At 60.2% G+C, this 25,101-nt stretch carries 22 protein-coding genes and 1 tRNA gene; 12 read left to right on the top strand and 11 right to left on the bottom strand.

Features of this window, described 5'->3' with window-relative positions; genetic code table 11:
- Positions 1–61: 61 nt before the first annotated feature.
- From bhcC to BUA42_RS11205, 5 genes are all read right to left on the bottom strand, one after another.
- Entirely contained in the window at positions 62–1,225 is a 1,164-nt protein-coding gene (gene bhcC, locus BUA42_RS11185; RefSeq protein ID WP_072777866.1) for a 3-hydroxy-D-aspartate aldolase BhcC, read from the bottom strand.
- A 118-nt stretch (positions 1,226–1,343) separates the two neighbouring features.
- Positions 1,344–2,312, bottom strand: a complete 969-nt coding sequence (bhcB, locus tag BUA42_RS11190) for a beta-hydroxyaspartate dehydratase BhcB (RefSeq protein WP_072777867.1) — start codon at positions 2,310–2,312, stop codon at positions 1,344–1,346.
- Positions 2,309–3,502 carry an L-aspartate--glyoxylate aminotransferase BhcA gene (gene bhcA, locus BUA42_RS11195; RefSeq protein WP_072777868.1) on the bottom strand — a complete coding sequence of 398 codons (1,194 nt, stop codon included), beginning with the start codon at positions 3,500–3,502 and terminating at the stop codon, positions 2,309–2,311. Before bhcA ends, bhcB begins: the two co-directional genes overlap by 4 nt.
- Before the next feature lie 186 nt (positions 3,503–3,688).
- Positions 3,689–4,513, bottom strand: a complete 825-nt coding sequence (locus BUA42_RS11200; RefSeq protein ID WP_072777870.1) for a bifunctional allantoicase/(S)-ureidoglycine aminohydrolase — start codon at positions 4,511–4,513, stop codon at positions 3,689–3,691.
- A gap of 132 nt (positions 4,514–4,645) precedes the next feature.
- Positions 4,646–5,650, bottom strand: a complete 1,005-nt coding sequence (locus tag BUA42_RS11205; protein ID WP_072777871.1) for an NAD-dependent epimerase/dehydratase family protein — start codon at positions 5,648–5,650, stop codon at positions 4,646–4,648.
- A 174-nt stretch (positions 5,651–5,824) separates the two neighbouring features.
- Here BUA42_RS11205 and BUA42_RS11210 point away from each other — a divergent pair, with 174 nt between their 5' ends.
- From BUA42_RS11210 to BUA42_RS11230, 5 genes are all read left to right on the top strand, one after another.
- Positions 5,825–6,562, top strand: coding sequence for a metallophosphoesterase (locus BUA42_RS11210; RefSeq protein ID WP_072777873.1), 738 nt, complete (start codon positions 5,825–5,827; stop codon positions 6,560–6,562).
- A 102-nt stretch (positions 6,563–6,664) separates the two neighbouring features.
- Positions 6,665–8,872 carry an NADP-dependent isocitrate dehydrogenase gene (locus tag BUA42_RS11215; protein ID WP_072777874.1) on the top strand — a complete coding sequence of 736 codons (2,208 nt, stop codon included), beginning with the start codon at positions 6,665–6,667 and terminating at the stop codon, positions 8,870–8,872.
- Between the two features lie 973 nt (positions 8,873–9,845).
- The gene (locus tag BUA42_RS11220; RefSeq protein ID WP_072777875.1) at positions 9,846–10,052 is read left to right on the top strand and encodes a hypothetical protein; all 207 of its coding nucleotides are present in this window, start codon (positions 9,846–9,848) and stop codon (positions 10,050–10,052) included.
- A 40-nt stretch (positions 10,053–10,092) separates the two neighbouring features.
- Positions 10,093–10,305, top strand: coding sequence for a hypothetical protein (locus BUA42_RS11225; protein WP_072777878.1), 213 nt, complete (start codon positions 10,093–10,095; stop codon positions 10,303–10,305).
- Positions 10,306–10,335: 30 nt separating this feature from the next.
- Positions 10,336–10,539: a hypothetical protein gene (locus tag BUA42_RS11230; RefSeq protein WP_072777879.1), complete on the top strand. Its 204-nt coding sequence runs from the start codon at positions 10,336–10,338 to the stop codon at positions 10,537–10,539.
- A 111-nt stretch (positions 10,540–10,650) separates the two neighbouring features.
- Here BUA42_RS11230 and BUA42_RS20835 read toward each other — a convergent pair whose 3' ends face one another.
- Together BUA42_RS20835 and BUA42_RS11240 are read right to left on the bottom strand one after the other, a co-directional pair.
- Positions 10,651–12,915, bottom strand: coding sequence for a glycosyltransferase family 2 protein (locus BUA42_RS20835; RefSeq protein WP_084066200.1), 2,265 nt, complete (start codon positions 12,913–12,915; stop codon positions 10,651–10,653).
- Positions 12,916–12,957: 42 nt separating this feature from the next.
- Positions 12,958–13,926, bottom strand: a complete 969-nt coding sequence (locus tag BUA42_RS11240) for a glycosyltransferase family 2 protein (protein ID WP_072777880.1) — start codon at positions 13,924–13,926, stop codon at positions 12,958–12,960.
- A 223-nt stretch (positions 13,927–14,149) separates the two neighbouring features.
- Here BUA42_RS11240 and BUA42_RS11245 point away from each other — a divergent pair, with 223 nt between their 5' ends.
- Together BUA42_RS11245 and BUA42_RS11250 are read left to right on the top strand one after the other, a co-directional pair.
- Positions 14,150–15,508 (top strand): hypothetical protein, encoded by a 1,359-nt coding sequence (locus BUA42_RS11245; RefSeq protein ID WP_072777882.1) that lies wholly within the window; start codon positions 14,150–14,152, stop codon positions 15,506–15,508.
- A gap of 29 nt (positions 15,509–15,537) precedes the next feature.
- Positions 15,538–17,748 (top strand): hypothetical protein, encoded by a 2,211-nt coding sequence (locus BUA42_RS11250; protein WP_072777883.1) that lies wholly within the window; start codon positions 15,538–15,540, stop codon positions 17,746–17,748.
- Between the two features lies 1 nt (position 17,749).
- Here the strand turns inward: BUA42_RS11250 and BUA42_RS11255 are convergent.
- From BUA42_RS11255 to BUA42_RS11270, 4 genes are all read right to left on the bottom strand, one after another.
- Positions 17,750–17,825: transfer RNA gene (locus tag BUA42_RS11255), tRNA-Thr, on the bottom strand.
- 78 nt (positions 17,826–17,903) lie between these two features.
- Complete coding sequence (locus BUA42_RS11260; protein ID WP_072777885.1) at positions 17,904–19,427, bottom strand: heme biosynthesis protein HemY; 1,524 nt, start codon at positions 19,425–19,427, stop codon at positions 17,904–17,906.
- Between the two features lie 11 nt (positions 19,428–19,438).
- Positions 19,439–20,971, bottom strand: coding sequence for a mitofilin family membrane protein (locus tag BUA42_RS11265; protein WP_072777886.1), 1,533 nt, complete (start codon positions 20,969–20,971; stop codon positions 19,439–19,441).
- A gap of 61 nt (positions 20,972–21,032) precedes the next feature.
- Positions 21,033–21,635 carry a uroporphyrinogen-III synthase gene (locus BUA42_RS11270; RefSeq protein WP_218588632.1) on the bottom strand — a complete coding sequence of 201 codons (603 nt, stop codon included), beginning with the start codon at positions 21,633–21,635 and terminating at the stop codon, positions 21,033–21,035.
- A 201-nt stretch (positions 21,636–21,836) separates the two neighbouring features.
- Between BUA42_RS11270 and tsaD the strand changes: the two genes are divergently transcribed.
- The 5 genes from tsaD to BUA42_RS11295 are packed head-to-tail and all read left to right on the top strand — an operon-like array spanning position 21,837 to position 24,995.
- Complete coding sequence (tsaD, locus tag BUA42_RS11275) at positions 21,837–22,907, top strand: tRNA (adenosine(37)-N6)-threonylcarbamoyltransferase complex transferase subunit TsaD (RefSeq protein WP_072777889.1); 1,071 nt, start codon at positions 21,837–21,839, stop codon at positions 22,905–22,907.
- The gene (locus BUA42_RS11280; protein WP_072777890.1) at positions 22,904–23,860 is read left to right on the top strand and encodes an NAD(P)H-dependent glycerol-3-phosphate dehydrogenase; all 957 of its coding nucleotides are present in this window, start codon (positions 22,904–22,906) and stop codon (positions 23,858–23,860) included. The genes tsaD and BUA42_RS11280 overlap by 4 nt, the downstream gene beginning before the upstream one ends.
- Positions 23,861–24,136, top strand: coding sequence for a YciI family protein (locus BUA42_RS11285; protein ID WP_072777892.1), 276 nt, complete (start codon positions 23,861–23,863; stop codon positions 24,134–24,136).
- On the top strand, positions 24,133–24,552 hold the full coding sequence (locus BUA42_RS11290) for an EVE domain-containing protein (protein WP_072777894.1): 420 nt from the start codon (positions 24,133–24,135) through the stop codon (positions 24,550–24,552). The genes BUA42_RS11285 and BUA42_RS11290 overlap by 4 nt, the downstream gene beginning before the upstream one ends.
- A gap of 47 nt (positions 24,553–24,599) precedes the next feature.
- On the top strand, positions 24,600–24,995 hold the full coding sequence (locus tag BUA42_RS11295) for a DUF1761 domain-containing protein (RefSeq protein ID WP_072777896.1): 396 nt from the start codon (positions 24,600–24,602) through the stop codon (positions 24,993–24,995).
- The last annotated feature ends 106 nt before the right edge of the window (positions 24,996–25,101 follow it).

Genomic DNA, 25,101 nt, shown 5'->3' on the forward strand with positions numbered 1-25,101 from the left:
GGGGTTTGGGGGGCTGGCCCCCCAATCGGTCGGATCGGGCGCAGCCCGATCCGAACCCAAATCAATACGCGCGACCGCGGGCCGACACCGGCCATACGGTTTCAACGACACCGTTGCGCACGCCGACATACCAGTCATGCACGTTGCAGGTCGGATCACAGTGGCCCGGCACCAGCTTCAGCTTGTCATTGACCTTCAGTACACCCTGCGGGTCCATGACCACACCATGCTCGTCCGAGCACTTCACATATTCCACGTCATCGCGCCCGTAGATCACCGGCAGACCGCTGTCGACCGACTGCGCCTTCAGGCCTGCATCGACAATCGCCTTGTCGGCCTTCGCGTGGCTCATGACGGAGGTCAGGATGAACAGCGCGTTCTCCCACTCGCCCTGATCGATCCGCTTGCCGTCCTTGTCGAGGATGCGCCCGTAATCGGCGTCCATGAACGCGTAAGATCCGCACTGCAATTCGTTGTACACGCCCGAGTTCGACTCGAAGTAATAGGACCCGGTGCCGCCACCGCCGACGATGTCACACTCGATGCCTTCCGCCGCCAGCGTATCCACGGCGTCCTTCACCTGGGCCACAGCGATGTCGATCTTCGCCTTGCGCTCGTCATACGAATCCATGTGCTGCATCGCACCCTGATAGGCCTGGATACCGGCAAACTTCAGGCCATCGGCGGCATCAATCGCCTTGGCGATCTCGACCACCTCAGGCGTCGTCGTCACACCGCACCGCCCAGCGCCGCAGTCGATCTCGACGAGGCACTCGATCTGCGTGCCATGCTTCACAGCGGCCGCCGACAGATCCGCCACGTTGGCCAGATCGTCCACACAGCAGATCGTGCGCGCACCCAGTTTGGGCATGCGTGCCAGACGGTCGATCTTGGCGGGTTCACGCACCTGATTGGACACCAACACATCCTTGATGCCACCGCGGGCAAAGACCTCGGCCTCGCTCACCTTCTGGCAGCACACACCACAGGCACCGCCCAGTTCGACCTGCAGCAGCGCGACATCGACCGACTTGTGCATCTTGCCGTGCACCCGGTGCCGCATGCCATGCGCCTTGGCGTAGTCACCCATCTTCTTAATGTTGCGCTCCAGCGCGTCGAGGTCGAGCACCAGAGCCGGTGTCTGCACCTCGTCTTCAAGCATGCCCGGCTTTGCCGGGATATCGAAGCCAACTTCGTAATCGTCGAAAAAGCTCATGTCTTTCATTGGATCTCTCCGTGTTTTGGGGCGGTGCCGTAGGGTGCGTGATGCACGCACCGCACGGGATCATATTTCGTTTGTTATGCGAAGTTTCCTATCGGAAACAGGCGGTCTTGAAAAGGGCTTAGCGCATCATCCATGGCAATTTGTCGAGGTCGACATTGCCGCCGGTGACGATCACGCCAACCCGCTTGCCCGCAAAGGCGTCTTTGTTCTTGAGGATGATCGCCAGCGGAACGGCACATGACGGCTCCATCACGATGCGCAGGTACTTCCACGTGATCTTCATAGCGTCGATGATCTCGTCCTCGGTCGCCGTCATGATGTCGCTGACATGGTTCGACACGAAGTGCCAGGTCAGATCCTTCAGCGGCACTTTGAGACCGTCGGCAATCGTCTCTGGCGCGTCATCGGCGATGATGTGTCCCGCTTTGAAGCTGCGGTAGGCGTCATCCGCCTGCTCGGGCTCCGCCGCGATGATTTTCACCTCCGGCGCCAGTGTGGACAACGTCAGGCACGTGCCCGAGATCATCCCGCCACCGCCGATCGGCGCGACCATCATGTCAAGACCGTCGGTCTGCTCCATGAACTCCTTGGAGCAGGTTCCCTGACCGGCGATCACGCGCGGGTCGTTGTACGGATGCACGAATTCCCCACCCGTCTTGGCTTGCACTTCCGCGAACACGGCTTCGCGCGACGAGGTAGACGGCTCACATTCCGTGATCGTCCCGCCGTACCGCTTGACCGCATCTTTCTTCGCCTGCGGCGCCGTGCGCGGCATGACCACGTTACACGGGATGCCCCGGCGACCGGCGGCGTAAGACAGGCACAAGGCGTGGTTGCCGGACGAATGCGTGCAGACGCCCTTTTCGGCCATCTCATCACTCAGACCAAACACCGCGTTCGATCCGCCGCGCACCTTGAAGGCACCCGGTTCCTGAAAGTTCTCGCATTTGAAAAACAGCTCTGCACCTGTCAGCTCATTCAGATACTGGGACTGCAGAACCGGCGTGCGGTTGATATGCGGCTTGATGCGCTCATGCGCCTCCAGCATGTCATCATAGGTCGGGATTGTCAGCGCCATGTCTTTCATTGTGCAGCCACCTTCTGTTCGATCTCCGAACCATAACGATAGTATTCCTGCGCCGCCGCGACACCCGAGCCCAGCTTGATATCAAGCCCGAGGTCCACCATGCACATCTCGGCGGTGGCAATCCCGGACAGCGTCATCACTTCGGTCAGGCTACCAAGATGGCCGATGCGGAACACCTTGCCAGCCACATCGCCAAGACCCACACCGAAGGCCACGCCATAGGTGCTGGCCGCGTGTGTCACGATGTCGGTCGCGTTGAAGCCGTTCGGCGTGCGCACCGCGCTGATCGTGTCGGAATAGACGTCCGGGCTCTCTGCGCAAAGCTCAAGGCCCCACGCCCAAACCGCGCGACGAACACCCTCTGCGATGCGGTGGTGACGGGCGAACACGGTCTCCAGCCCCTCATCCATCAGCATCCGGCAGGCCTCGTTCAGACCGTTCATCAAACCAACGGCGGGCGTATACGGGTACGCGCTGTTCGCGTAGCCTTTCATCATGTCGTGCACATCAAAGAACGTCCGATGCAGCCCGGCCGTCTTCGTCGCATCCATGGCCTTTTCGCTGAACCCGACAATCGCCAGACCGGGCGGCAGCATGAAACCCTTCTGCGATCCGGTCACAGCCACGTCCACGCCCCACGCGTCAAAGCGGAAATCCATCGACGCGATGGAGCTGACCCCGTCCACCATGAGCATCGCCGGATGGCCCGCCGCGTCCATCGCATGGCGAATTGCACCGATATCGGACACGACGCCCGTGGCCGTTTCGTTATGCGTGGCCAGAACCGCTTTGATGCGGTGTGCCGTGTCGCCCGTGAGGATCTCCTCGAACCGATCCGCCGGGATGCCCTGACCCCAGGCCACATCTACGATGATCAGTTCCAGCCCGTGCCGTTCGCACATGTCGATCCAGCGGTGCGAGAACATGCCGTTGCGCGCCACGAGTACCGTATCACCCTCACTCAGAGTGTTGGTGATGGCGGTTTCCCATCCGCCCGTGCCGGTCGACGGAAAAATGAAGACCTCGGCACTGGTGCTTTTCAGGATCGCCTGAACCGCCTTACGCGCCGGATGCAGGATGGTGCCGAACAACGGCGACCGGTGATCGATCGTCGGCATATCGCATGCTTTGCGCAGCGATTCCGGGATGTTTGTGGGTCCAGGAATGAAAACTGGGTTCTGAAAGCTCATGTGCGGGTCCTCCCATTTGCAGACAACCTAAAGCTTTCGAGAGCAGCGCTCAATTTTTTCGAAATTATTTTTCATTTTCCAGAGACAGAAAATATTTATTTATTTCAAAGAGTTTATTTTTTCACTATATGAAAGATTTTTTTGAATACCCGCGTATACGATAATTTTGGCCCGAATCCCTGCGGTTCAACGGCCCAAGGTCAGCGGCATATGGCGGTTCACATCCTTGTACAGAAGATACCGAAATTTGCCCGGCCCGCCCGCGTAACACGCTTGCGGGCAGAACGCGCGCAGCCACATGTAATCGCCCGCCTCCACCTCGACCCAATCCTGGTTCAACCGGTATGCCGCCTTGCCTTCAAGCACGTATAGTCCGTGCTCCATCACATGCGTCTCAAGAAACGGGATCACCGCACCGGGCTCAAACGTGACAACCGTCACATGCATGTCATGACGCAGGTCGCTCGGATCCACAAAACGCGTCGTCGCCCATTTGCCATCCGTCCCCGGCATCGGCGTCGGCGCAACGTCTGCGTCGCTTGAGACGATCACGTCGGGCTGATCCAGCCCGTCCACCGCCTGATAAGCCTTCCTGATCCAATGAAATCGCGCCGCATCCGATCCCCGATTGCGCAAGGTCCAACCGGATTGCGGCGGCAGATAGGCATAGCCTCCGGCTGTCATCTCATGCGTTTGACCATCAACCGTAAGGCTCACCTTCCCCTCGACGACAAACAGCACCCCCTCAGCGGTCGGATCCGTTTCGGCGCGGTCCGACCCGCCATCCGTCGCGACCTCCATGATGTAATGCGAAAACGTCTCGGCAAAACCGGTCATCGGTCGCGCAATGACCCACAAGCGCGTCCCTTCCCAGAACGGCAGAAAGCTCGTGGTGATGTCCCGCATCGTGCCTTTGGGGATCACGGCATAAGCCTCGGTGAACATCGCCCGATCCGTCAGCAACTGCTCCTGCCCCGGATGGCCGCCCTTGGGCGCGTAATAAGACGTCATTCCGTGTTACCTTCTGTCGGCGTTGCCCCAGTATCGTCCCGAAACGGGCGCTGGACCATGCCGAAGCCCAATCAAGACTATTCGGCTTTCTTTGAAAATCCGGCCGGATTGCCGCAAAACCGCAATCAATCGTCAGACGTCGTAGTACTCCCGATACCACTCCACAAAGCGCTTCACGCCAGTCCGCACATCCGTCTCGGGCGCGTACCCGGTCAAATTCCGCAACAGCGACGCATCGGCCCAGGTCGCGACCACATCGCCCTTCTGCATCTCCATGTAATTGCGCTTGGCCCCGATGCCGATCTCCGCCTCGATTGCCTCAACGAAATCCAGCAACCGCACCTTGTCAGAATTCCCGATATTCACGACCCGATACGGCGCCGCAGGGCTCAACGTATCGCCCTCGACTGCCGTCTCCGGTCCATCCGGCACGGCGTCCATCAAAAGCCGAATACCCCGCACCAGATCGTCCACATAGGTGAAGTCGCGATACATCTCGCCGTGGTTGTAAATATCGATGGGCGTGCCATCGAAGATGCCTTTTGTGAATTTGAACAGTGCCATATCGGGCCGGCCCCAAGGGCCGTAGACCGTGAAGAACCGGAACATCGTTGTGGGGATCTGCCAGAGATGCGCATAGGAATGCGCCATCGCCTCATTCGCCTTTTTCGTTGCAGCGTAAAACGTCAGCGGCGTATCGGCCTTATCCGTTTCCTTGAACGGCATCTCTTCATTCGCCCCATAGACCGAGGACGTCGACGCCATCAGCAAATGCTGCACCTTCAGCTGCCGCGCGGCCTCCATCACGTTGAATGTTCCGACGAGATTGCTGTCCAGATACGCCCGCGGATTCTCCAGCGAATAGCGCACACCCGCCTGTCCGGCGAGATGCACAATGATGTCCGGCGCAAAATCCCCCGCGATCCTCTCGAACGTCTCGGGTTCTTCCAGCGTGGCGTGGGTAAAACTATAGGCGGCGGATTGCAGAAGTCGCTGGTTGCGGCGTTCCTTCAGCGTCACGTCGTAGTAGTCGGTCAACGCGTCATACCCGTGGACGACAAACCCGTCACGCAGCAACAGCCGCGCCAGGTGAAAACCGATAAATCCGGCAGTGCCGGTGATGAGGACACGGGTCATGCAAAACCACTTTGATTGGTCAGGTCACACCTCATGCGCCTAACACGAAGCCAGAGTCTGAACCATATCCAGTGATCTGCGGCCACACGGCTTGTGACAATGGTCTCAAGACATTCCCCTGTTGTTCCGCGTAAATAAGTGGCACTGCGCCTCTGTGATACCTAGATGTGCGTTATGAAGCTGACTTCTTTCTTCGGGAAATCGAAAAAGCCTGACCCACAGCCTGAGATCGGCCCGGTGAGATCCGACGCCACCTTTTGTGCGATCGGCGATGTACACGGTCGGTTCGACCTCCTCGAACGGTTGGTCGATGCGCTTCCGCAGGATGTGAGCCTGATCTGCGTCGGCGACCTCGTGGATCGCGGCGATCAGAGCGCGGACGTGCTGCGCTTTGCGCAGCAGCATCCGAACATGACATCACTCATGGGCAACCACGAAGCAATGATGCTCGATTTCCTGAGGGATCCCGAAAAGAACGGTCGAAGATGGTTGCGCAACGGCGGGCTTCAGACATTGGCCAGCTTCGGCGTGGCCGGAGCGACGGAAACCTCCGGCGGCGAAACGCTCCTGCGCACACGGGATGCCTTGTACGAGTCCATGGGCGAGGACCTCGTGCGCTGGCTCTCGGGCCTGGAATGCGTCGCCTGGTCCGGGAATGTCGCCGTCGTGCATGCCGGGGCGGACCCCAACACCCCAATGGAAGACCACGAGGCTCAAACATTTATCTGGGGGCATCCCGACTTTCGCAAGAAACCGCGAACCGACGGATTCTGGGTCGTGCATGGCCACACGATCGTCGATGAACCCATGATGAAAGATGGCCGCATCTCGATCGACACCGGTGCTTACGCCACCGGACAACTCACCGCAGCTCTGTTCACGAAAGACGGTGTCGAGTTCATCACCACCTGAGGCATCACGCCAACCGCTTGCGGCAATGTATACCACTGTATGCGGTTTACGACTCGCCTGCTTTCGCCTATGGCAGAGGCAAATCTTCGAAAGGCGAGACTCATGGCTGACAGCAACACTCCCGACATCATTTACACCAAGGTAGACGAAGCGCCCGAACTCGCATCGGCCTCCTTCCTGCCGATCATTCAGAAATTCGCCAGCGCCGCAGGCGTCAGCGTCGGCACAAAGGACATCTCACTCGCCGGGCGCATCATCGCGACCTTCCCGGAGTTCCTGACCGAAGACCAGCGCCAGTCCGACGACCTCGCCGAACTCGGCCAGTTGGTGAAAACACCCGAAGCAAACGTCATCAAGCTTCCCAACATCTCTGCGTCCGTCCCGCAGCTTGTCGCGGCGATCAAGGAATTGCAAAGCCAGGGCTACGCGCTCCCGGACTATCCCGAAGCGCCATCGACCGAAGAAGAAAAACACATCCGCGCCAAATACGACACGATCAAGGGTTCGGCCGTGAATCCGGTCCTGCGCGAAGGCAACTCCGACCGCCGCGCGGCAAAGGCGGTGAAAGCCTATGCCCAGAACAACCCGCACCGCATGGGGGACTGGTCCGCTGACAGTAAAACGCGCGTCGCCTCGATGTCGGGCGGCGATTTCCGGTCGAACGAGACCTCCGCGACATTGGCGGAAGAGAGCACCGCAAAGATCGTGCTCGTCGGAAAAGACGGCTCGGAGACAGTCTTGAAAGACGGCCTGAGCTATCCCGCAGGCACAGTCGTCGACGCAACCTTCATGTCGGCCAAGGCGCTTGATGCGTTTCTTGAAGAGGAAATCGCCAAAACCAAGGACGAGGGCACCCTGTTCTCGCTGCACATGAAAGCCACGATGATGAAGGTCTCGGACCCGATCATTTTCGGCCACGCGGTCAAGGCGTTCCTGAAGCCGGTCTTCGACAAGTACGGTAACGAAATGGCGGCGCTCGGTGTGAATCCGAACTCGGGCCTCGGCGATCTACTGGCCCGCGTCGATGGCAATGCAGAAATCAAGGCCGAGATCGAAAAAGTCATGGCCGACCGCCCGCCGATGTACATGGTCGACAGCGACCGCGGCATCACCAACCTGCACGTGCCGTCGGACGTCATCATCGACGCCTCAATGCCGGCGCTGATCCGCGCGGGAGGCAAAGGCTGGGGGCCTGACGGCAAGGAAGCGGACGCGAACTGCGTAATCCCCGACAACTCCTACGCGCCAGTCTATGACGAGACGATCAATTACTTCAAAGAGACGGGCAAGCTCGACCCGGCGACGGCAGGCACCGTTCAGAACATCGGCCTGATGGCGCAGAAGGCCGAGGAATACGGCTCGCACCCGACCACGTTCGAGATCCCGCAGGACGGCACGGTGAAGATGGTTCTGGGCGACGGCACAGTCCTTCACGAACACGCCGTCGAAGCCGGTGACATCTGGCGCTCTGCGTCCGCCCGCAAGGCCCCGATCGAGGACTGGGTCCAACTCGCCATCGACCGTCAGAAGGCCGAAGGCTGCGAGGCGATCTTCTGGCTCGACGAAACCCGCGCGCATGATGCGGAATTGATCAAATACGTCACGCCGATCCTCGAGGCCAAAGGCGTGGCCGACAAGTTCAAGATCATGGCTCCGCGCGAGGCGACCCGCGCATCGCTTGAAACGATCCGGTCTGGCAAGAATTCGATTGCGATCACCGGCAACGTGCTGCGTGACTATCTGACCGACCTCTTCCCGATCCTCGAACTCGCCACCTCGGCCAAGATGCTGTCCATCGTGAAGCTGATGAACGGCGGTGGTCTGTTCGAAACCGGTGCGGGCGGGTCGGCCCCGAAGCACGTGCAACAGCTGCAACAGGAAAACCACCTGCGCTGGGACTCGCTGGGAGAATTCTGCGCGCTGGGCGAAAGCCTGCAGTTCCTCGCGGACGCCCGCAACAACGAGAAAGCCCGCGTGCTGGGCCAGGCTGTTGATGCCGCCACGCAGGGCATCCTCGACAACAACCGATCGCCTTCGCGCAAGGTGGGTGAGCCCGACAACCGCGACAGCCACTATTGGTTCGCGCGCTACTGGGCCGCGGCGCTGGCCGCGCAGTCCGACGACGCGGATCTCGCCGCGCATTTCGCGCCGATTGCGAAGGAGCTTGCCGAGAATGAAGAGGCCGTCGTGTCCGAGCTCGCCGCAGCTCAGGGCAGCCCGGCGGATCTGGGTGGCTACTACCACACCGATCCGGCCAAGACGGCGGCAGTCATGCGCCCCTCTGCGACGCTGAACGCCATCATCGGGTGACACCGGAAAGGCACGTCCGGCTGACCGGGCGTGCCGCTACATTTGGCCTCTAAGGCCTCACGCACCGTTCGGTACGTTTTGGCGCCGTTAACGACCAAGGCGGCATACCCCCGCCCACAAAGCGCTTTGCGCGGGGCGGGCTCTGCCCCTTCCGCAACACCAGAACTGACACTTCTCTCACCAGCCGGAAGGCGAACCATGAGAGACCGGTCTGAACAGGCTTCGGTAACCCCGGAGTACAGGTCCCGCGTTAAATCGCGGAGTCGAGAGAACCGTCAGGCCCAAAAGGGCGGCGCCGCTTCTTTCCATAAACGTCATCCTTGGGAACAGACCCGAGGAGCTCGGAACAAACACATCCTCGGGCGAGCGCGAGGATGACATCCCCAATGCGCGTAGGCCGGACAGACATGTCCGACCAATTATCGTCCGTTGGCCAATCATGTCCGCTGAGCAGTTCCAGCGACAATGTCGGGCCGTAGCCGGGCCTCCGCTTTGGGGGCGGACGGCCGAATACAGTGCAACCACGGTCCTCTGCCGCAAGCGGGACCACACGTTTCCACCCCTCTCAACCCTGTCACATCTCTCACGCCGTCGGGCACGGCGGCTCGCGTCTGCGTGCGGCGGGTGAAACGAAGCGACCCGCAGTGGCAAACACGTTTTGTTGATATGTCGCAGGACACTTGACGCCGCGTGAGCCGCGTCACGCCGCGGTGTCAATTCCAACCGTCCGACACACCCCGCAACACCCTGCATTTCCTGACCCGCACCATGGCTGTGCACCCCCGCGCAGCTCCTGATCGCGACCCCCTCCCGTCAAGTCCACATTTGCGAGAGCCACTGTGCACGAGCTGTGAGTTCAAAGGCCCCGGTCCCGCCCCTAGCTTGGAGGGTGTCGGACAGACAGTTCGGCACGACACACACACTTCACCGCGTCACAGGACGCAGCACAGAGACAACTGAAAGGACCAAACCCATGAAGACCCTCATCGCAACAACCGCTCTCGCCCTCACGGCCTTCGCCGCAACCGCAGCCGTCGACACGTCCGAAATCGGCACCTACGCACCGGGCGTCGACGTCTCGACCCTGACCGACGCAGAGGTCAACACCATCCTGTCGATCATCCATTCCGGCGACAGCGAAGGCGAAAAGCGCGCCCTCGTCCAGGCTCTCGTCAAGTAACCCCCTCCCCAATCACACATATCCCGAAAGGACCAACCCCATGAAAACCCTCATCGCTACAACCGCCCTCGCCCTGACCGCCCTGGCCGGTGCCGCATCCGCCTCCGTCGATACGACCGCCATCCAGAGCTACGCGCCGAATGCCGACATCAGCCAGCTGAGCCAGGCAGAGGTCAACACGCTTCTGTCCGTCATCCATTCCGGTGACAGCGAAAGCGAAAAGCGCGCCACCGTTCAGGCGCTTCTGCAGTAACCCCACACTGACACGAAAGGACTTAAGAAAATGAAAACGCTCATCACAGCTTCCGCCCTCGTCCTCACCGCCTTTGCGGCCTCCGCATCGGTGACCGCCGAAATCGGCACCTACGCACCGGGCGTCGACGTCTCGACCCTGACCGACGCCGAGGTGAACACCATCCTGTCCGTCATCCACTCCGGCGACAGCGAAGGCGAAAAGCGCGCCTTCGTACAGGCTCTCGTCAAGTGAGCCACCCCACGGGCCCAAACGCCCGTACACCAAATCCCGCGACGCCTCACACCACCTGAGACGTCGCGGACGATGAAAAGGCCGCCCAAAACAGGGCGGCCTTCAATGTATCTAATGGGCGGTTTCACCTTCCAGTTCGACCGTGAAGAACCAGTCTTCATCCGGGCCGCGCAGCAAGACATCGTCAGGGATGACCCCCGGTCCCGACAGGAACACGTTGGACCCGAAATGGGTGTGCAACCGTGACAACGCTTCCATCCGTGGACCTGTCAATTCAGCGAAGAACTTCGCGTAATTCTCGGTCGCTTTCAGCTCTGTGATCTTGGCCCTGTGACATGCCACGGAATGCGCATGCGCCGCTGCGATTTCAGGATCGGACATGAGCCGCGAGAGTTCTTCCCGCATCATCGCCAACCGAGGTTGAATCGACAGGTCTTCTTCGGCGTTGTTGTTCATGCGGAACCAGTAGGCCAGACCCTGATCGCGATCCACGTGGTTCACCCGGCCCCGGTCGCGTTTGACGAGGAAGCTTTCGGCAGAGCGCACGGCGTAGTGGTTCAGTTGCACGAGATCGTATCCGTAGGTGTCCGTCGTCGAACGCCACCCGTTGCGATACATGTCGCGCGGCAGCGGCTGTCCGGACCCGTTGACCCAGGTGATCTCTTCCCAAAGTTGCGGGTTCAGACCCTTTGGTCGATGAACCCCCATCTTCTTGAACAACCCAATGTTCTGGAAGAGCGTCTTGAACCCCCAGGCCTGATGCGGTTTACGCGCGAACTCAGGCGCGCAGCGCAGGAACTGTTCGGTGATCGGCCGGTCGTGATAGTCGTGCACATCGCCATTGCCGAACAAGCGCCAGGTCATCGCGATCATGTTGGCGTCCGGCACAGCGGCGAACAGCGCATCCAAAGTGCCGTCGCCCACCTTGATGTTCACGAACTCATCGACGTCGATGCAGGTCACCCATTTCGCGTCCTTGACGACGGGCTCGTCGTCCGAAGCCTGCAGCGCCGCGTGTTGGGGCTTTAACCCACTTTCGCGGAACGGGTTCTCGCGGTGCTGCACATAGCCCTTCCGCTCCAACAACTGGAGCACGGTGTCGGTGCCGTCCGTGCAGTCGTTCGTATAGACAAGAAAGTCGTCAAACCCGATGGCGCGGTGATAGGCCAGCCATTCGAGGATGAAGGGCCCTTCATTCTTCATCGTCGTGACGATAGTGCGGCGGCCTTTGCCCTTTGGCAATTTATCAGGCTCTAACTCAGGCATTCTGACCGGTTTGTGGCTCCAATAACCTTCGGACATCTCAAGCAGCGGCGGGTGTTCGATGAGCGAGGTTTTCGGCACGATCTTCGAGATCGACGGCGTCGGGTGACGCAGCGCCATGTGCCGGTAGAACAGCTGAGTGCGCGTCCGGTCGGGACGCGCATTGCCGATCCGGATCAGACGCCAGATCGCCGCCTCGGGCGCTTTTGCTGGGGCGATACACCAGCGCTGTCGACCCCCCTTGGCATCGAACTGGACACAGATGTGGTCGGCAAAAAGCGTCGGTTGGTTCTTGCGGACGCGCCAAGGGTAACAGTGCCGCCCGATCAGGGCGATCACCCCGCCTTCGGCTTCAACGGCACTGTCGAACAGGTTTGGCACGTCACTCGGAACCAGATCATGCACATCCAGGTTCGCCACCGCGCGCGCGTCGCCCAGAAAGCGCGCCCGGAGTATTTCGTAAAGCGACATCGCCCCAAGCGGCGCGTCCCAAGGCGACGCAGGCGGGATGGTCATCCGGTCTTTTCCGGGCGCTTCGGGCACACTGAACGGGTGCGCTTCGGCGGGCGCATCCGCTTTGCCGAGCGGCAGGTCGCTGGTCAGGACAAGGACGGTGCATGTGAGGCCGAAGCCCTCCAAGCGGTCCCGCAAATCCTGCACGAAATTCGGATCGGACCCTGGTTTTGACCGATCGACAATCAGCGCTGCCTGCAGGTTTTGCGTCTCGATATGGTGCTTCAGCCAGAGAGCGACGGTGTCCGCGTCTTCGCCATTGCGCACTGCAGCGAATGTGTTCAACCCTTCGAAGACATCGCGTTCGGCCTGCGCGGGCACCAAGGCAACAGGGGTTCCCGCAACCGTGAGTTCGACCGGCGCACCCGGCGCAAGTGCGAATGTCAGGCTGACCGCGCCACCGACGCTGATCTGGTCAATAAGCGTCGCCCCGGCTCCCAGAGACACAGAGGCATAATCACTTCCCGCCGCAAGAAACAGTGTCATCAAACGCTGTCCGCCGCGCGTTGTCTCCACGGCATCAAGCACGGTGACCGGCCCATGACTGAAACCTGCCATGCGGCGTTCGATCACCCGTGGATTGCCGTGTTCACCGGTCATATGGCGCTCTCGTCTTGGCCAATGGCGAAGACATCCTTTCAGTTACAAGGCGGCTTTCAACCCTTGCACAAGTTCATCCATGTCAGGATCGATCTTCAAGGACTTCGCTTTTCGCGTATGCCAATCCACGGCGCGATCGTGCAGGTCTTTCAGCACCGGATCGGATTTGAGCTCTTTGGCCAGTTTACCAGCCTTGGTCTTGTAGCGGTCGATAGAGGTATCTTTCTCGTCGTTGAGATTGAACCGCTCCCAGTATTCCATGCCCAGAACGTGATGGGAATGATTGGCCCGGCCGCGCGCGCGCTTGACGAGGAAACTGTCCATCGACCGCAGCGCGTAGTGGTTCACTTGCGCATGCGTGAAAAGCGGTGGGTTTTCGGTACGCTCTCCGTTGATGATGTATTCTGCCCCACCCGGCAAAACACGCCGCGTGTCGGCGATATACTCTTCCAAAGACACCGGCGCGTGTAGCCCCATCCGCTGGAACTTGTGTTGATTGGTGTATATCGATTTGACCCATTTCCCCGTCTCGGGCCGATCCTTCGCGTCCCATTCAAGCTCGCCCATGCGGAATTGCTGCGTCACGGGTTTGTCGGCGAAATCCTCGATCCCGTTTGGTCCGAACACCCGCCACGGGACCGAGATTACATCCGCGTCCTCACCCGAGCCTTCGACCAGTGCCTGAACCGATCCGTCGCCCATATGGACATTGAGGTATTCGTCGACATCGCAGACGAACACCCATTTCGCCTCCATCACGATATCATACCGCCGGCTCGCCTGCCGGAGTGCCGAACGGTGAATGCCCGCGCGCCGCACGATGGTGTCGTGTTGCGTGACCAGCCCCATCTCTTGCAGGCGCAACAGGATATCGACCGTCGTGTCGGTGCAATCGTTGGTACAAACGAGGATGTGGTCAAAGCCCAACGTCTTGTAATGCGCCACCCAGTCAATGATGTAGGGCGCTTCATTCTTCATGGTTGAGACGACCGTGTAGGTGTCCTTGCTCATCGTTGCCTCATGTCGGCGGCTCTTTGTTCGGCCGCGCCTGTCGCTTTCCCCAAGAGGTAGCGCAGCCGGTTCCCGGCAGGCAAGCGAGATGACCAGATCACCACGGTATCCTTAAAAAACTGAGTCAGATTTCACGCAGGCTACCCAAACCCAATTCCGCGTCGTAGGGTCGGGTGGACCGACGCAGACCACAAAGAAGCTGCGCGCAGTTGAGGACTTGCAGATGCCACGCACACGCGAGGTTGGAACGCTCTGGATCGGGGGCCCGTTCTCCTGGATGGAGCAGCTGTGCCTGAAGTCCTTTGTCGACAAGGGTCAGAAGATCACGCTGTTCAGCTACGAGGACATCCCCAATGTCCCCGACGGCGTGATCCGCCGCGACGGGCGTGAGATCATCGATACCGACGATTTCATCAAATATGAGCGGAAGAACAGCTACGCGCTCTTTGCCGACTGGTTCCGGCTCCACATGATCCACCAGAACCCGGGCATGATCTGGGTGGACACGGACGTCTATTGCCACCGGCCAATGGATTATGACAGCGACTACGTTCTCGGGTTTGAACGTCCCGATGGGCGCACCATCAACAATGCGGTGCTCGGTCTTCCGCAACACGGCGACTTGCTCAGGACGCTTCTTGATTTCACCGAAGACCGGTTCTCGATCGCGCCTTTTCTACCCGAAGATCTTCAGGACAAGTATCGTCAGCGAGCAGAGGCAGACCGGCCCGTGCATGTGTCCGCACAACCGTGGGGTATCTGGGGCCCGTTGATGCTGACCTACTACGTCCCCAAACTGAACCTGTTGGACGAGGTCCTGCCGCTTCAGGCCTTTTATCCGATCACCTACAGGGGGCGTCAGCGCTTCTTGCGCCCGGCTTCGCTGGCTGAACGTGAACTCACCGAGGACACGACGGCCTTGCATTTGTGGGCAACCAACAAGCAACAAATCGGAGAGATACATCACGGCTTGCCACCGAGAGGTTCCTACCTCGAAAAGATCGTTCGGGAGCACCAGATCATGCCAGCACTGGCCCCGATCAAGGCACGGGGACGCGCGGTGTTCGCCAACGCGCTGATCGACGATCTCGATATGGACGATGTGCGATCTGTTGCTGACCTGACCGGGGAAGCCCGCAGTTTCGTTCTCGGACTGCACCAGAAATTCGGGTGCGATATCTATCTCGTGAATTGTGATCGAAGGGCGCGACTTCAAAACGCGGAGGCCGACTGGATCGCAGATTATATTGCGTTCCTGACAGAGAACGGTGTCGCGTCAGACCGCATCAAGGTCGCGCGAACCGAAGACAACCTTGTTCCAGTAGACGTGCTCTGCAACCTGAAAGGGTTCGGAGACGTGTGGCGCATACGGTTCCTTGAACTGTTTCTTGAACGCTGCGCACGAAAGGGGACGCGCCTCTTCACGGATGTGCGGCGCGGTTCTGGCGGCGTTCGATTCCTCAAAAATCGCGGCGCGCGAACGAAACTGTCCGAACGCTTCGAAGACGGACACTATACGGTTCGCCTCCGCGTCACGCTCGAAAACGCACCTGTCAGTGCAACGTTAGGAAATGCGGCATAGGATATTGCCGCGGAATTGAGGATCAGCAAATGCCACGCACACGCGAGGTTGGAACGCTCTGGATCGGGGGACCGCTCTCCTGGATGGAGCAGCTGTGCCTGAAGTCTTTTGTCGACAAGGGTCAGAAGATCACGCTGTTCAGCTACGAGGACATCCCCAATGTCCCCGAAGGCGTGATCCGCCGCGACGGGCGTGAGATCATCGATACCGACGATTTCATCAAATACGAACAAAAGAACAGCTACGCGCTCTTCGCCGACTGGTTCCGTTTGCACATGATCCACCAGAATCCGGGCATGATCTGGATCGACACAGACGTCTATTGCCACCGGCCAATGGACTATGATGGCGACTATGTCTTCGGCTTTGAACTGCCCGGCGAACAGCGGGTCAACAACGCCGTTTTGGGCATGCCTGCCGACAGTAATCTGCTGAAGCAGATGCTGGAGTTTACCGACGATCGGTACTCCATTGCACCGTTCCTTCCGAAAAAGCGGCAGGCCGAGATGCAGAAGAAGGCCGACAAAGGCCGCCCTGTGCACATCTCGGAACAGCCATGGGGCGTCTGGGGTCCGATGATGGTGACCTATTACGTCCATAAGCTGGGTCTGCAGGACAAGGTGCAGCCCCTGAATGCGTTCTACCCGATCACCTTCCGCGACCGGACGAAATTCATGCGACAGGCCTCCATCGCCGAGGGCCTGATCACAGAGGACACGACCGCATTGCACCTCTGGGCCTCGAACAAACGCCAGCTTGGCAATCTGCATGACGGGCTTCCACCCAAGGGATCCTATCTGAAAAAACTGGTGCGCGAGCATGACATCATGCCCGCGCTCGCGCCGATCAAGGGGCGGGGATACACGACCTTCGACGGCGCGTTGATCGATCATCTGGATCTGAAGGAGGTCACGTCGGTCGCCGATATCGCGGGCACCGCCCGCAGTTTTGTGCTGGCACTGCACCACAAGTTCGACTGTGACATCTATCTTGTGAACACCAACCGCCGCGCCAAGTTCAAGGGCGAGGACCAACCGTGGCTGGCCCCCTACATCACGTTTCTCACTGAAAACGAGGTCGATCCCGACCGCATCAAGGTCATCCGGTCCGAGGCAGACCTGCGTGCCGTCGATGTACTCTGCAATCTGCAAGGGTTCGGCCATCGGTGGCGCACTCAATTCCTTGAAACCTTCCTCAAGCGCTGCGTGCATTCCGACACGCGTATCTTCATGGATGTGCGCAAAGGCTCTGGCGCGTTCCCGTTTCTCAAACCCTTCGGCACCAACATCCCCATCGCGACGCGGGAGGAAGACGAGGTCTCTGTCACCCGCATCTGCGTCTTTCCGAAACCACCCGAGGTTGAAGAGGATGACGCCTCCTGGGACCAGATCGCGGCGGGGTTAGCTGGCGAAAACGGCTGGTACAGGCCGGGTCCGAACGGGCACAGCTTTCTCTTCATGCCGCGCGACCCGGACACGCTTGTGGTGACCTTCGACAACCTCGATATCGCCATGACCAAACGCGAAGATCGCAGGCCATGGGGCTACAGCTTTATCGAGGATCAGGGCTGGTCGATGCTCGGCGTGCTTGCCGGCGGCTGGACCTGGTATCGCGAGCCCTGGGTCTGTGACCAGTTCGACGACCTGAAAGCGTCCGGTTTTTTCAAGCAGTTCAAGCGCGTCGTCTTCTACGGGGCGTCAATGGGCGGCTACGCCGCCTGTGCGTTTTCTCCGGCCGCACCGGGCTGCGATGTGGTCGCGATCTCACCGCAATCAACGGTCGATAAATCCGTCGTTCCGTGGGAGACGCGCTACAAGGTGGTCTGGGACCGCGATTTCACCGGCCCCTATGGCGACGCCGCCGAAGTCAGCAAATCGGCCCGGCGCGTATCGATCCTCTACGACCCGTACGAGCCCCTCGACGCCCAGCACGCGGCGCGTTTCATCCATCCCAACGTCCAACACCTCCGGGCACCGTTACTCGGACACAGGCTTGGCAGTTCGCTGAACCAGATGGGCATCCTCAGCCCCATCATCCTCGGCGCGCTGAACGGCACGCTGACCAGTGAGGAGTTCTACCGCATGCTCCGCAAACGCCGCGATTTCCCCCGCTACCAACGCGAGCTCTTCAACCGCGCCGTGGAAAAGGGGCATACATCGTTAGCAAAGATGCTTGGTGAGTTCATCCTGAACCAAAACCCGAACCGCGCGGTCCGTTTGGGCATGAAAGCTTTGGGATAACTGGTGCCGCTGAAGGGACTCGAACCCCCGACCCCATCATTACGAATGACGTGCTCTACCAGCTGAGCTACAGCGGCGCATTCGGTGTGGTTGCAGATGGCAGACCATCGCGAATGTGCGCCGCCATTAGCATCAGGGCGGGCGCCTGAAAAGACCTATTTGGCCTTTTCAGGTTCCGGACTTTCCGGGGTTTCTGCGGCTGTGGCGGCAGGCTCGACTGTTGGATCGGTTTCGACATCTGTCACGTCAGGGTCGATGATTTCGGCGTCTTCCGCCGTGTCTTTCGTGTCCGACTTGTCCTCGATCGCGCCGACGATCAGCGGCAGCATGTCGGCACCTGCGGGCAGGACCGTGTCGCTTTGCGGCGGCGTGGTCCAGCTGAGCGTGTCGAAGCTCTGGCAGTTGCTGCAGACCGGTGTCCACTCGGCGTGGATGGTCTTGCAATTGTCGCACACCCATTGCGGGCCACGGGGCGCTGTCAGCGCGCGTGCGAGCCAGCCGCGGACCACGGCGTCAGACGCGCCTTCGCCCCGTTCGATGGCCGCGGCAATCGCCAAGACGCGGGTGTCGGGCTCGTTCTCGGTCAGATCGCCCAGCGCGCGACGCGCCTCGGGGAAGTCTTCCGCCGCGAGGTTCAGTTCGGCCAGAAGAAGCTTGGTTTCGCGGTGGTCCGGACGGATCATCGTGATCTGCTTGAAACGCTTGAGGCGCTCCTGCGGTGTCTCGTTCGGTTCGATCTCGGCAAAGGCCGCGGCCAGGTCAGGGTGCGGTTGCGCCTGCCATGCCTTTTTGAGGATCCGCACGGCGTATTTCGACCGCCCCTGCGCGATATAGCTGCGTGCGGCCATGGAGGCAGCGGGGATCAGGTCGGGTGACGATTTGTTGGCGGAAATCGCCGCTTCCTGCGCCTCGATCGTCTTGCCTTCGTCAAGGATGCCCTTGGCCTCTGACAGCGCGAGCACGGCATCCCGTCGCTTGTGCACGTCGCGTGGCAGGGCGCCATGCTTCAGCTTGGCGTTCAATGTCTTGCGTGCACCGCCCCAGTCGGCGGACTGCGCCTGAAGCCGCAACAGCGTGTCCTGCACCTCTTCATGCTTGGGTTTGATGGCAAATGCGCGTTCCGCCAGTTTCAGCGCGGTGTTCGTGTCACCGGCGTTCAGCTTCTGCTTCATCAATCCGCGCACGCCGACGAAACGCGTCGTGTCGTTCTGGACGAGACGCTTGTAGACCTCTTCGGCCTTTTTCTGATCGCCGGTCATTTCGGCGGCCTGTGCCGTGATCAGGTCTGTCAGTTCGGGCTTGTGCAAGTAGCGTTCCGCCTTGGACGCCTTCGCCATCGCCAAACGGCCTTCACCCGAGGCCAGCGCCATGAGCCCTTCGCTGAGCGCCTGGAACCCCTTTCTCTCGCGGTTGCGGTCGAAATACCGTGAAATCGCGGTTTCATCGCCGTTGATGAATTTCAGCGTGGCGATCAGCAACGAGAAGAGCTTGAGGAAGATCCAGACGGCAAGGATCATGACCAGCGCTGCAATCACGGATTGAAGCGGGCCAAGCGTGAACTCGGTGCCACCTGCGGTGACCTGAATGCCGCCCTCGCTTTCCATCAGGAAACCGGCCCCAAGGGTCAGGGCGGCGACGATGACGACAAAAAGTACGATCTTGAAAAGAGACCAAAGCATGAGGCGCCCCCTTATTCCTGAAGAAGCTGCTGGACGAGAGCGTCCGCAGCCGTTTTCGCCTCGAGGCGTGTTTGTGCGCTGGCTTGCCAATCGGCCAGGGCGGCTTGCGCTGTTTCCGGCAACGCCGAAACTTCGGACAGCGCGGTCGCGAGATCGCCGGATCGCAAGGCCGCCTCGGTTCGGGACAGGATTGCGTCGGGATCATCCCCTTCGCGCGGCGCGACCGACCGGGCCCCCAACTGATTGGCAAAGAAGGTGGCAAGGCGGTTGGTGCCTTCGGCGTTGTCTGTCTCTGAGCTGCGAGCAGCCGACAAGGCAGCACGGGCAGCGTTTGGGAAACCGTCGATCAAAGCGCCCAGCGTTGCGATGCCATTGTCTGCATTTGCGCCAAGTGCGTCGGGCACGTCGACGCCGTTGGCGGACAGGACCGCAACCGCGTCCGCGTAGGCAGAGCCGGTGTCGAGAGCTGTCGTGATATCTGCCAGGGCGGCACGTGACGCGGCCAGTTGCGCTTGCTCTTCTGCATTCCCTTCGGCTTGGATCGCTTCCTGCGCCATCTGAGCGACTTCGGCACGCTGCGCTTCGACCTCGGCCTGAAGTTCTGCCAGGGCGCGTTCGTAGGCTTCGATTGCTTCCGGCGACACCGCCTGTTCCAAAGGCTGCCGCTCAAGCGCGTCGATGCGGGCCACGATGTTGTCGAGCTGACCGGACAGATCGGAAACTGTGCCTTGCACGGCGCTCAGCCCATTTTCGACCGGGCTGAGGTCAACTGTCGGCGGCTCTGCTCCTTCAAGCGCGGTCAGGCGGTCGGACAGGTCTGACACCGTGCCGGATTGCGCAGACAGCGCGTCGCGGATCTCGGCCTCAAACCCGTTGTCTTCGGCTGCATTGAACGGCCAGACATCCTGCGACACGTAGGCGGCGGCGCCATAACCCAGCACCGCGGCAACCGCGCCGCCAAGAAGCATGGGAACAAACCCGCCCTTCTTCTCGACCACGGTTTCCTTGATGAACTCAGGCTGCGGAGAGGCGAGCTTTGGCTCTTCTTCGAACACCGGCTCGGTGTCGTGCGGCTCTGCAGTTTCTGCCTCTTCCAAAAGACGCGCGGCATCTTCTTCCGAAATATGGTCGTCTGGGTTCCATTCCGTTTCGGCAGGCTTCTCAGCGTCGTCGGTCAGAGCCTTCTCTTCAGAAGCATCTGTGACGTCCGCGTCATCTGCGTCATCTTTCCCTGCGTCAGCATCCGTTTCGGACGTCGCCGTGTCCGTTTTTGCGGCATCGCTGTTCTTGTCGTCGGGGCCGTCCGCGTCTGTCGGTTCAGGCGTTTCAATCGCCTCGTCCGAAATGTCCGCGGTCTCTTTTTTCTCCAGGGAAGCGTCTTCGGCAGGGGCGTAGGTGTCGACAGCCTCTACGGCGTCATTCGCAATCTCGACATCGGTGGGCGTTGCATCGGACTGCTCCGGCGTCTCGGCGACTTCGGGAGTGTCGGTCGATGTATCCTGGCCTTTTGAGGAAGATTTCTGTGTGCTTTTGCGTTTCGCCACCGCTTATTCCTTCGAATCTGTTGCGCTTGACGGCGCAACTGTCAACTTTACCTTACAGACGTCAGGTATGCCGCTCAAGCGCGACGGCGTCCGTTATCATCTGCGTCACCAATTCCACCATCCCACTTCGGTTTGGCGTCTTCGCGACTTTTGTGCGCGCGGCCATCTCGGGAGGCAGCGCCTCTGCCACAGCATTGCTGATCGCAGCGAACACCATGTTCTCGATGCCTTCCGATTCGGCGCCAAGCTGACGCGCAGTCCGGGGAGAGAATACCGGGGCGATGATCGCTCTGTCTTGCGACAAAGCTTCCTTGGTGGTCTCGCTGAAATGCTCGAGCCGTTGTTCATATAGGACGGCTTCGCCGGTGGTCACTCCGGCCCGGGTCAACCGTTCAGCCACATCGCCAATCGCAACTTCCCCCCTTAAGTGCATCAACGGTCCTTTGTATCCTTTTTCGAGAACGTGGCTGACAAGCTTGTCGGCCGTGCCGCCGGCCACATCCACATCAAATCCGAACTCTTGCGCCACCGAAGCGGTTCCGTCACCCACGACAATCGCCAGCTTGTCGGGTGCGCCTCCCAAGTCCCGGTATGCATCTAAGGCGTTGGCCGAGGTGAAGATCAAGCCGGCGATCTCATCGAGTGACGGCAAAGGTCCAGTCACATGGATCGAAAGCAGCGGATTGATCAAAAAATCAACAGATCGGCGCGCTGACTCAGGAAGCGCCTCCCAAAAGGCTTGGGAGGTCGACATGGGTCGCGTCAACAGAAGAAGAGGACGTCCCGTGGCCATACCGTCCGCATTGTTGTGAGCAGCACCTAAGGGTGGTAACTGCTCGGCCCCATGGGCGCAACGGGACTCCCGATGAAAGACACACTCACCGTACTGGGTCTGGAAAGCAGCTGTGATGACACCGCTGCAGCGGTTGTGCGCGGGCGCGAGATCCTGTCCTCCGTCGTCGCGGACCAGACCGCGTTGCACGAAGCCTTCGGAGGCGTCGTGCCAGAGATCGCGGCGCGGGCGCATGCGGAGAAGCTCGATCACTGTGTCGAGGGTGCGCTGGGTCAGTCCGGGCTGTCGCTGGCTGACATCGATATCATCGCGGTGACGGCCGGACCGGGGCTGATCGGAGGCGTGTTATCCGGTGTAATGCTGGCAAAAGGTCTGAGCGCGGCCACGGGAAAGCCACTGGTTGGCGTGAACCACCTAGCGGGGCACGCGCTGACGCCACGGTTGACGGATGGCTTGGCCTACCCGTTCCTCATTCTGCTTGTGTCCGGTGGGCATTGCCAGTTCCTGCGGGTCGACGGGCCGACAGAGTTCAAAAAACTCGGAAGCACCATCGACGACGCCCCTGGCGAGGCGTTCGACAAGACCGCCCGGCTTCTTGGCCTGCCTCAACCCGGCGGTCCCTCGGTCGAAAAGCACGCCCGATCCGGTGACGAGACGCGTTTTACCTTCCCAAGGCCGCTGTTGGATCGACCCGGATGTGATGTCTCGTTTTCTGGTTTGAAGACAGCCCTCTTGCGGCAGCGCGATCAACTGGTCGCCGATCAAGGCGGTCTTTACGATCAGGACGTCGACGATCTGTGCGCCGGGTTTCAGGCCTCGGTGCGGGACGTTCTGGTCGAGAAATCCCGACGTGCGTTGGCAGAGAGCCCGGGGATCTCCGGGTTTGCGGTGGCCGGGGGCGTTGCCGCCAATGGCGTACTTCGCGCCGCGTTAGAGACGCTTTGCGCGGATCAGGACGTCCGGTTTGTGGCACCTCCGCTGGCGCTTTGCACCGACAACGCCGCCATGATCGCGTTCGCCGGAGCCGAGCAATACACGGAGCGTGGCGCAGATGACCTGACCTTGGTTGCGCGGCCCCGGTGGCCGTTGGATACAACAGCAACCGCCGTGATCGGCAGCGGGCGCAAAGGGGCAAAAGCGTGATCGGCGTCGTCGGGGCCGGAGCGTTCGGAACGGCCCTTGCCATCGCGCTGTCCAAGACCGGCAAAGATATCGTGCTTTGGGCGCGGTCTGACCGGCAGGCGCACGAAATGGCCGAGTTGCGGTGTAATAGAGTCTATTTGCCAGATGCCCCCTTCCCGGACGGGCTCCGCGTCACGTCGGACCTGAACGAAGTGACCGCCGCGACCACACTGCTTCTCGCGGTGCCGCTTCAACACCTGCGCGGTGTTGTCGATCTGCTTTCCCCCGGGGACACACCACTCGTCGCCTGTTGCAAAGGGATCGAACTGGCCTCGGGCAAGGGTCCCACCGGTATCATTGCCGATACGCGGCGCGATCAGACGGCAGCGGTTCTTACAGGACCAAGCTTCGCGGCTGACATTGCCATTGGCCGTCCCACTGCGCTGACCCTCGCCTGCGCCGATGACACCGCTTCGGCCTCTCTGCAATCGACACTCACGACGCCGTCGCTTCGTCTGTATCGCACCACCGACACGATCGGCGCCGAGCTTGGCGGTGCGCTGAAGAACGTCATGGCCATCGCCTGCGGCGCTGTGATGGGCGCGGGTCTTGGTGACAGCGCGCGCGCCGCCACATTGACACGCGGGTTTGCCGAAATGCAGCGGATCGGATCCGTGTTCGGAGCCCGGCCCGAGACCCTGTCAGGTCTGTCCGGGCTGGGTGATCTGGTGCTCACATGCACATCTGAATTGTCTCGAAACTACCGGTTTGGGCTGTCTTTGGGACGCCGGGAGGCCTTTGATCCCAAAACCACCGTCGAAGGCGCCGCCACGGCGAAGGCGATGCTACAGATCGCGAGGGACGCCAATCTTGATGTGCCAATCACCAAAACCGTGACCGCCCTTATTGACGGCGACACGCAAATCCCGGAAGCCATTGCAGAGTTGATGCAACGCCCATTGAAGGAAGAATGAATGCTGATTGCCCTCATTGCCCGCGACAAGGACGGCGCTCTGGACACCCGAAAAGCAAACCGCGAGGCACATCTGGCCTATCTGGATGCCACCGGCGTGGTTGAACAGGCGGGTCCGCTTATGAACGATCAGGATCAGATGATCGGTTCTTTGATTATCCTCGATGTCAAAGATATGGCAGCCGCACAGGATTGGGCCGACAATGACCCCTACGCCAAGGCGGGGCTGTTTCAAGGCGTTGACCTGATCCCCTGGAAGCGCGTGATCGAGCGATGAAATACTGGCTTTTCAAATCGGAGCCGTCGACATGGTCCTGGGATCAACAGGTTGCCAAGGGTGACGAGGGCGAAGAATGGGACGGCGTGCGCAATTACCAGGCGCGCAACTTCATGCGAGAAATGTCGGTTGGTGACCAAGGCTTTTTCTACCATTCGCAAAAGGAAAAGGCTGTCGTCGGCACGGTGGAGGTGATCGCCGAGGCGCATCCCGATAGCACAACCGACGATGATCGGTGGGAGTGCGTCGATATCAAGGCGCTCAAACCCGTGAAGACGCCTGTCACCCTCGACCAGATCAAGGCAGAGCCGCGGCTTGAAGAGATGGTCCTCGTGAACAACTCGCGGCTGTCGGTTCAACCGGTGTCCGAAGAGGAATGGAGCCTCATTTGCGCCATGGCAGGTTTGACAGACTAGGCCTGGGCAGGTCAGGCTGACCGGGAGATGGTAGCGAAGGAAAGATCATGGCGCTTCTCCCAATCCTTGTCGCAGGCGTTGCTGGATGGATTTTCGGAGCGATCTGGTACTCGGTCTTTGCAAAACCCTGGATGGTGGCCTCTGGGGTCGAGGTCACCGCAGACGGAAAGCCCGCCAACCAGAAGAACCCGGTTCCCTACATCATCAGCATAACATCCGCGATAATCGTGGCTGCCACGATGCAATACGCGTTTGCCATGCTGGAAATCACGACCGTGATGAAGGGCCTCACATCTGGTCTTGGCATCGGTCTGTGTTTCGCCGCGCCTTGGCTTGCCACGAACTACGGGTTCGCAGGCCGACCGTTCAAACTCACCCTGATCGACGGCGGCTACGCCACATTCGGCTCCGCCGTAATCGGCGCTGTACTGATGTTCTTCTGAGAATAGGCCTCTCGTCCGGTTGCGCGCCGCCTGAGGCAAGAATGACTCACCGCGGTCAAAACAAAAAACTGCCGTAAATCAGCCTTGCGCGCTGCAAATTGTTGCG

This window comes from Marivita hallyeonensis (genome assembly GCF_900129875.1).
Lineage (GTDB): Bacteria > Pseudomonadota > Alphaproteobacteria > Rhodobacterales > Rhodobacteraceae > Marivita > Marivita hallyeonensis.

Coding starts and splice junctions, on each gene's coding strand:
- BUA42_RS11290 (WP_072777894.1), top strand. CDS start 24,133: ATGAAATACTGGCTTTTCAAATCGGAGCCGTCGACATGGTCCTGGGAT.
- BUA42_RS11260 (WP_072777885.1), bottom strand. CDS start 19,427: ATGCTTTGGTCTCTTTTCAAGATCGTACTTTTTGTCGTCATCGTCGCC.
- BUA42_RS20835 (WP_084066200.1), bottom strand. CDS start 12,915: ATGACCGGTGAACACGGCAATCCACGGGTGATCGAACGCCGCATGGCA.
- BUA42_RS11205 (WP_072777871.1), bottom strand. CDS start 5,650: ATGACCCGTGTCCTCATCACCGGCACTGCCGGATTTATCGGTTTTCAC.
- BUA42_RS11225 (WP_072777878.1), top strand. CDS start 10,093: ATGAAAACCCTCATCGCTACAACCGCCCTCGCCCTGACCGCCCTGGCC.
- bhcA (WP_072777868.1), bottom strand. CDS start 3,502: ATGAGCTTTCAGAACCCAGTTTTCATTCCTGGACCCACAAACATCCCG.
- BUA42_RS11210 (WP_072777873.1), top strand. CDS start 5,825: ATGAAGCTGACTTCTTTCTTCGGGAAATCGAAAAAGCCTGACCCACAG.
- bhcB (WP_072777867.1), bottom strand. CDS start 2,312: ATGAAAGACATGGCGCTGACAATCCCGACCTATGATGACATGCTGGAG.
- BUA42_RS11220 (WP_072777875.1), top strand. CDS start 9,846: ATGAAGACCCTCATCGCAACAACCGCTCTCGCCCTCACGGCCTTCGCC.
- bhcC (WP_072777866.1), bottom strand. CDS start 1,225: ATGAAAGACATGAGCTTTTTCGACGATTACGAAGTTGGCTTCGATATC.
- BUA42_RS11250 (WP_072777883.1), top strand. CDS start 15,538: ATGCCACGCACACGCGAGGTTGGAACGCTCTGGATCGGGGGACCGCTC.
- BUA42_RS11230 (WP_072777879.1), top strand. CDS start 10,336: ATGAAAACGCTCATCACAGCTTCCGCCCTCGTCCTCACCGCCTTTGCG.
- BUA42_RS11295 (WP_072777896.1), top strand. CDS start 24,600: ATGGCGCTTCTCCCAATCCTTGTCGCAGGCGTTGCTGGATGGATTTTC.
- BUA42_RS11245 (WP_072777882.1), top strand. CDS start 14,150: ATGCCACGCACACGCGAGGTTGGAACGCTCTGGATCGGGGGCCCGTTC.
- BUA42_RS11215 (WP_072777874.1), top strand. CDS start 6,665: ATGGCTGACAGCAACACTCCCGACATCATTTACACCAAGGTAGACGAA.
- BUA42_RS11200 (WP_072777870.1), bottom strand. CDS start 4,513: ATGACGTCTTATTACGCGCCCAAGGGCGGCCATCCGGGGCAGGAGCAG.
- BUA42_RS11240 (WP_072777880.1), bottom strand. CDS start 13,926: ATGAGCAAGGACACCTACACGGTCGTCTCAACCATGAAGAATGAAGCG.
- tsaD (WP_072777889.1), top strand. CDS start 21,837: ATGAAAGACACACTCACCGTACTGGGTCTGGAAAGCAGCTGTGATGAC.
- BUA42_RS11285 (WP_072777892.1), top strand. CDS start 23,861: ATGCTGATTGCCCTCATTGCCCGCGACAAGGACGGCGCTCTGGACACC.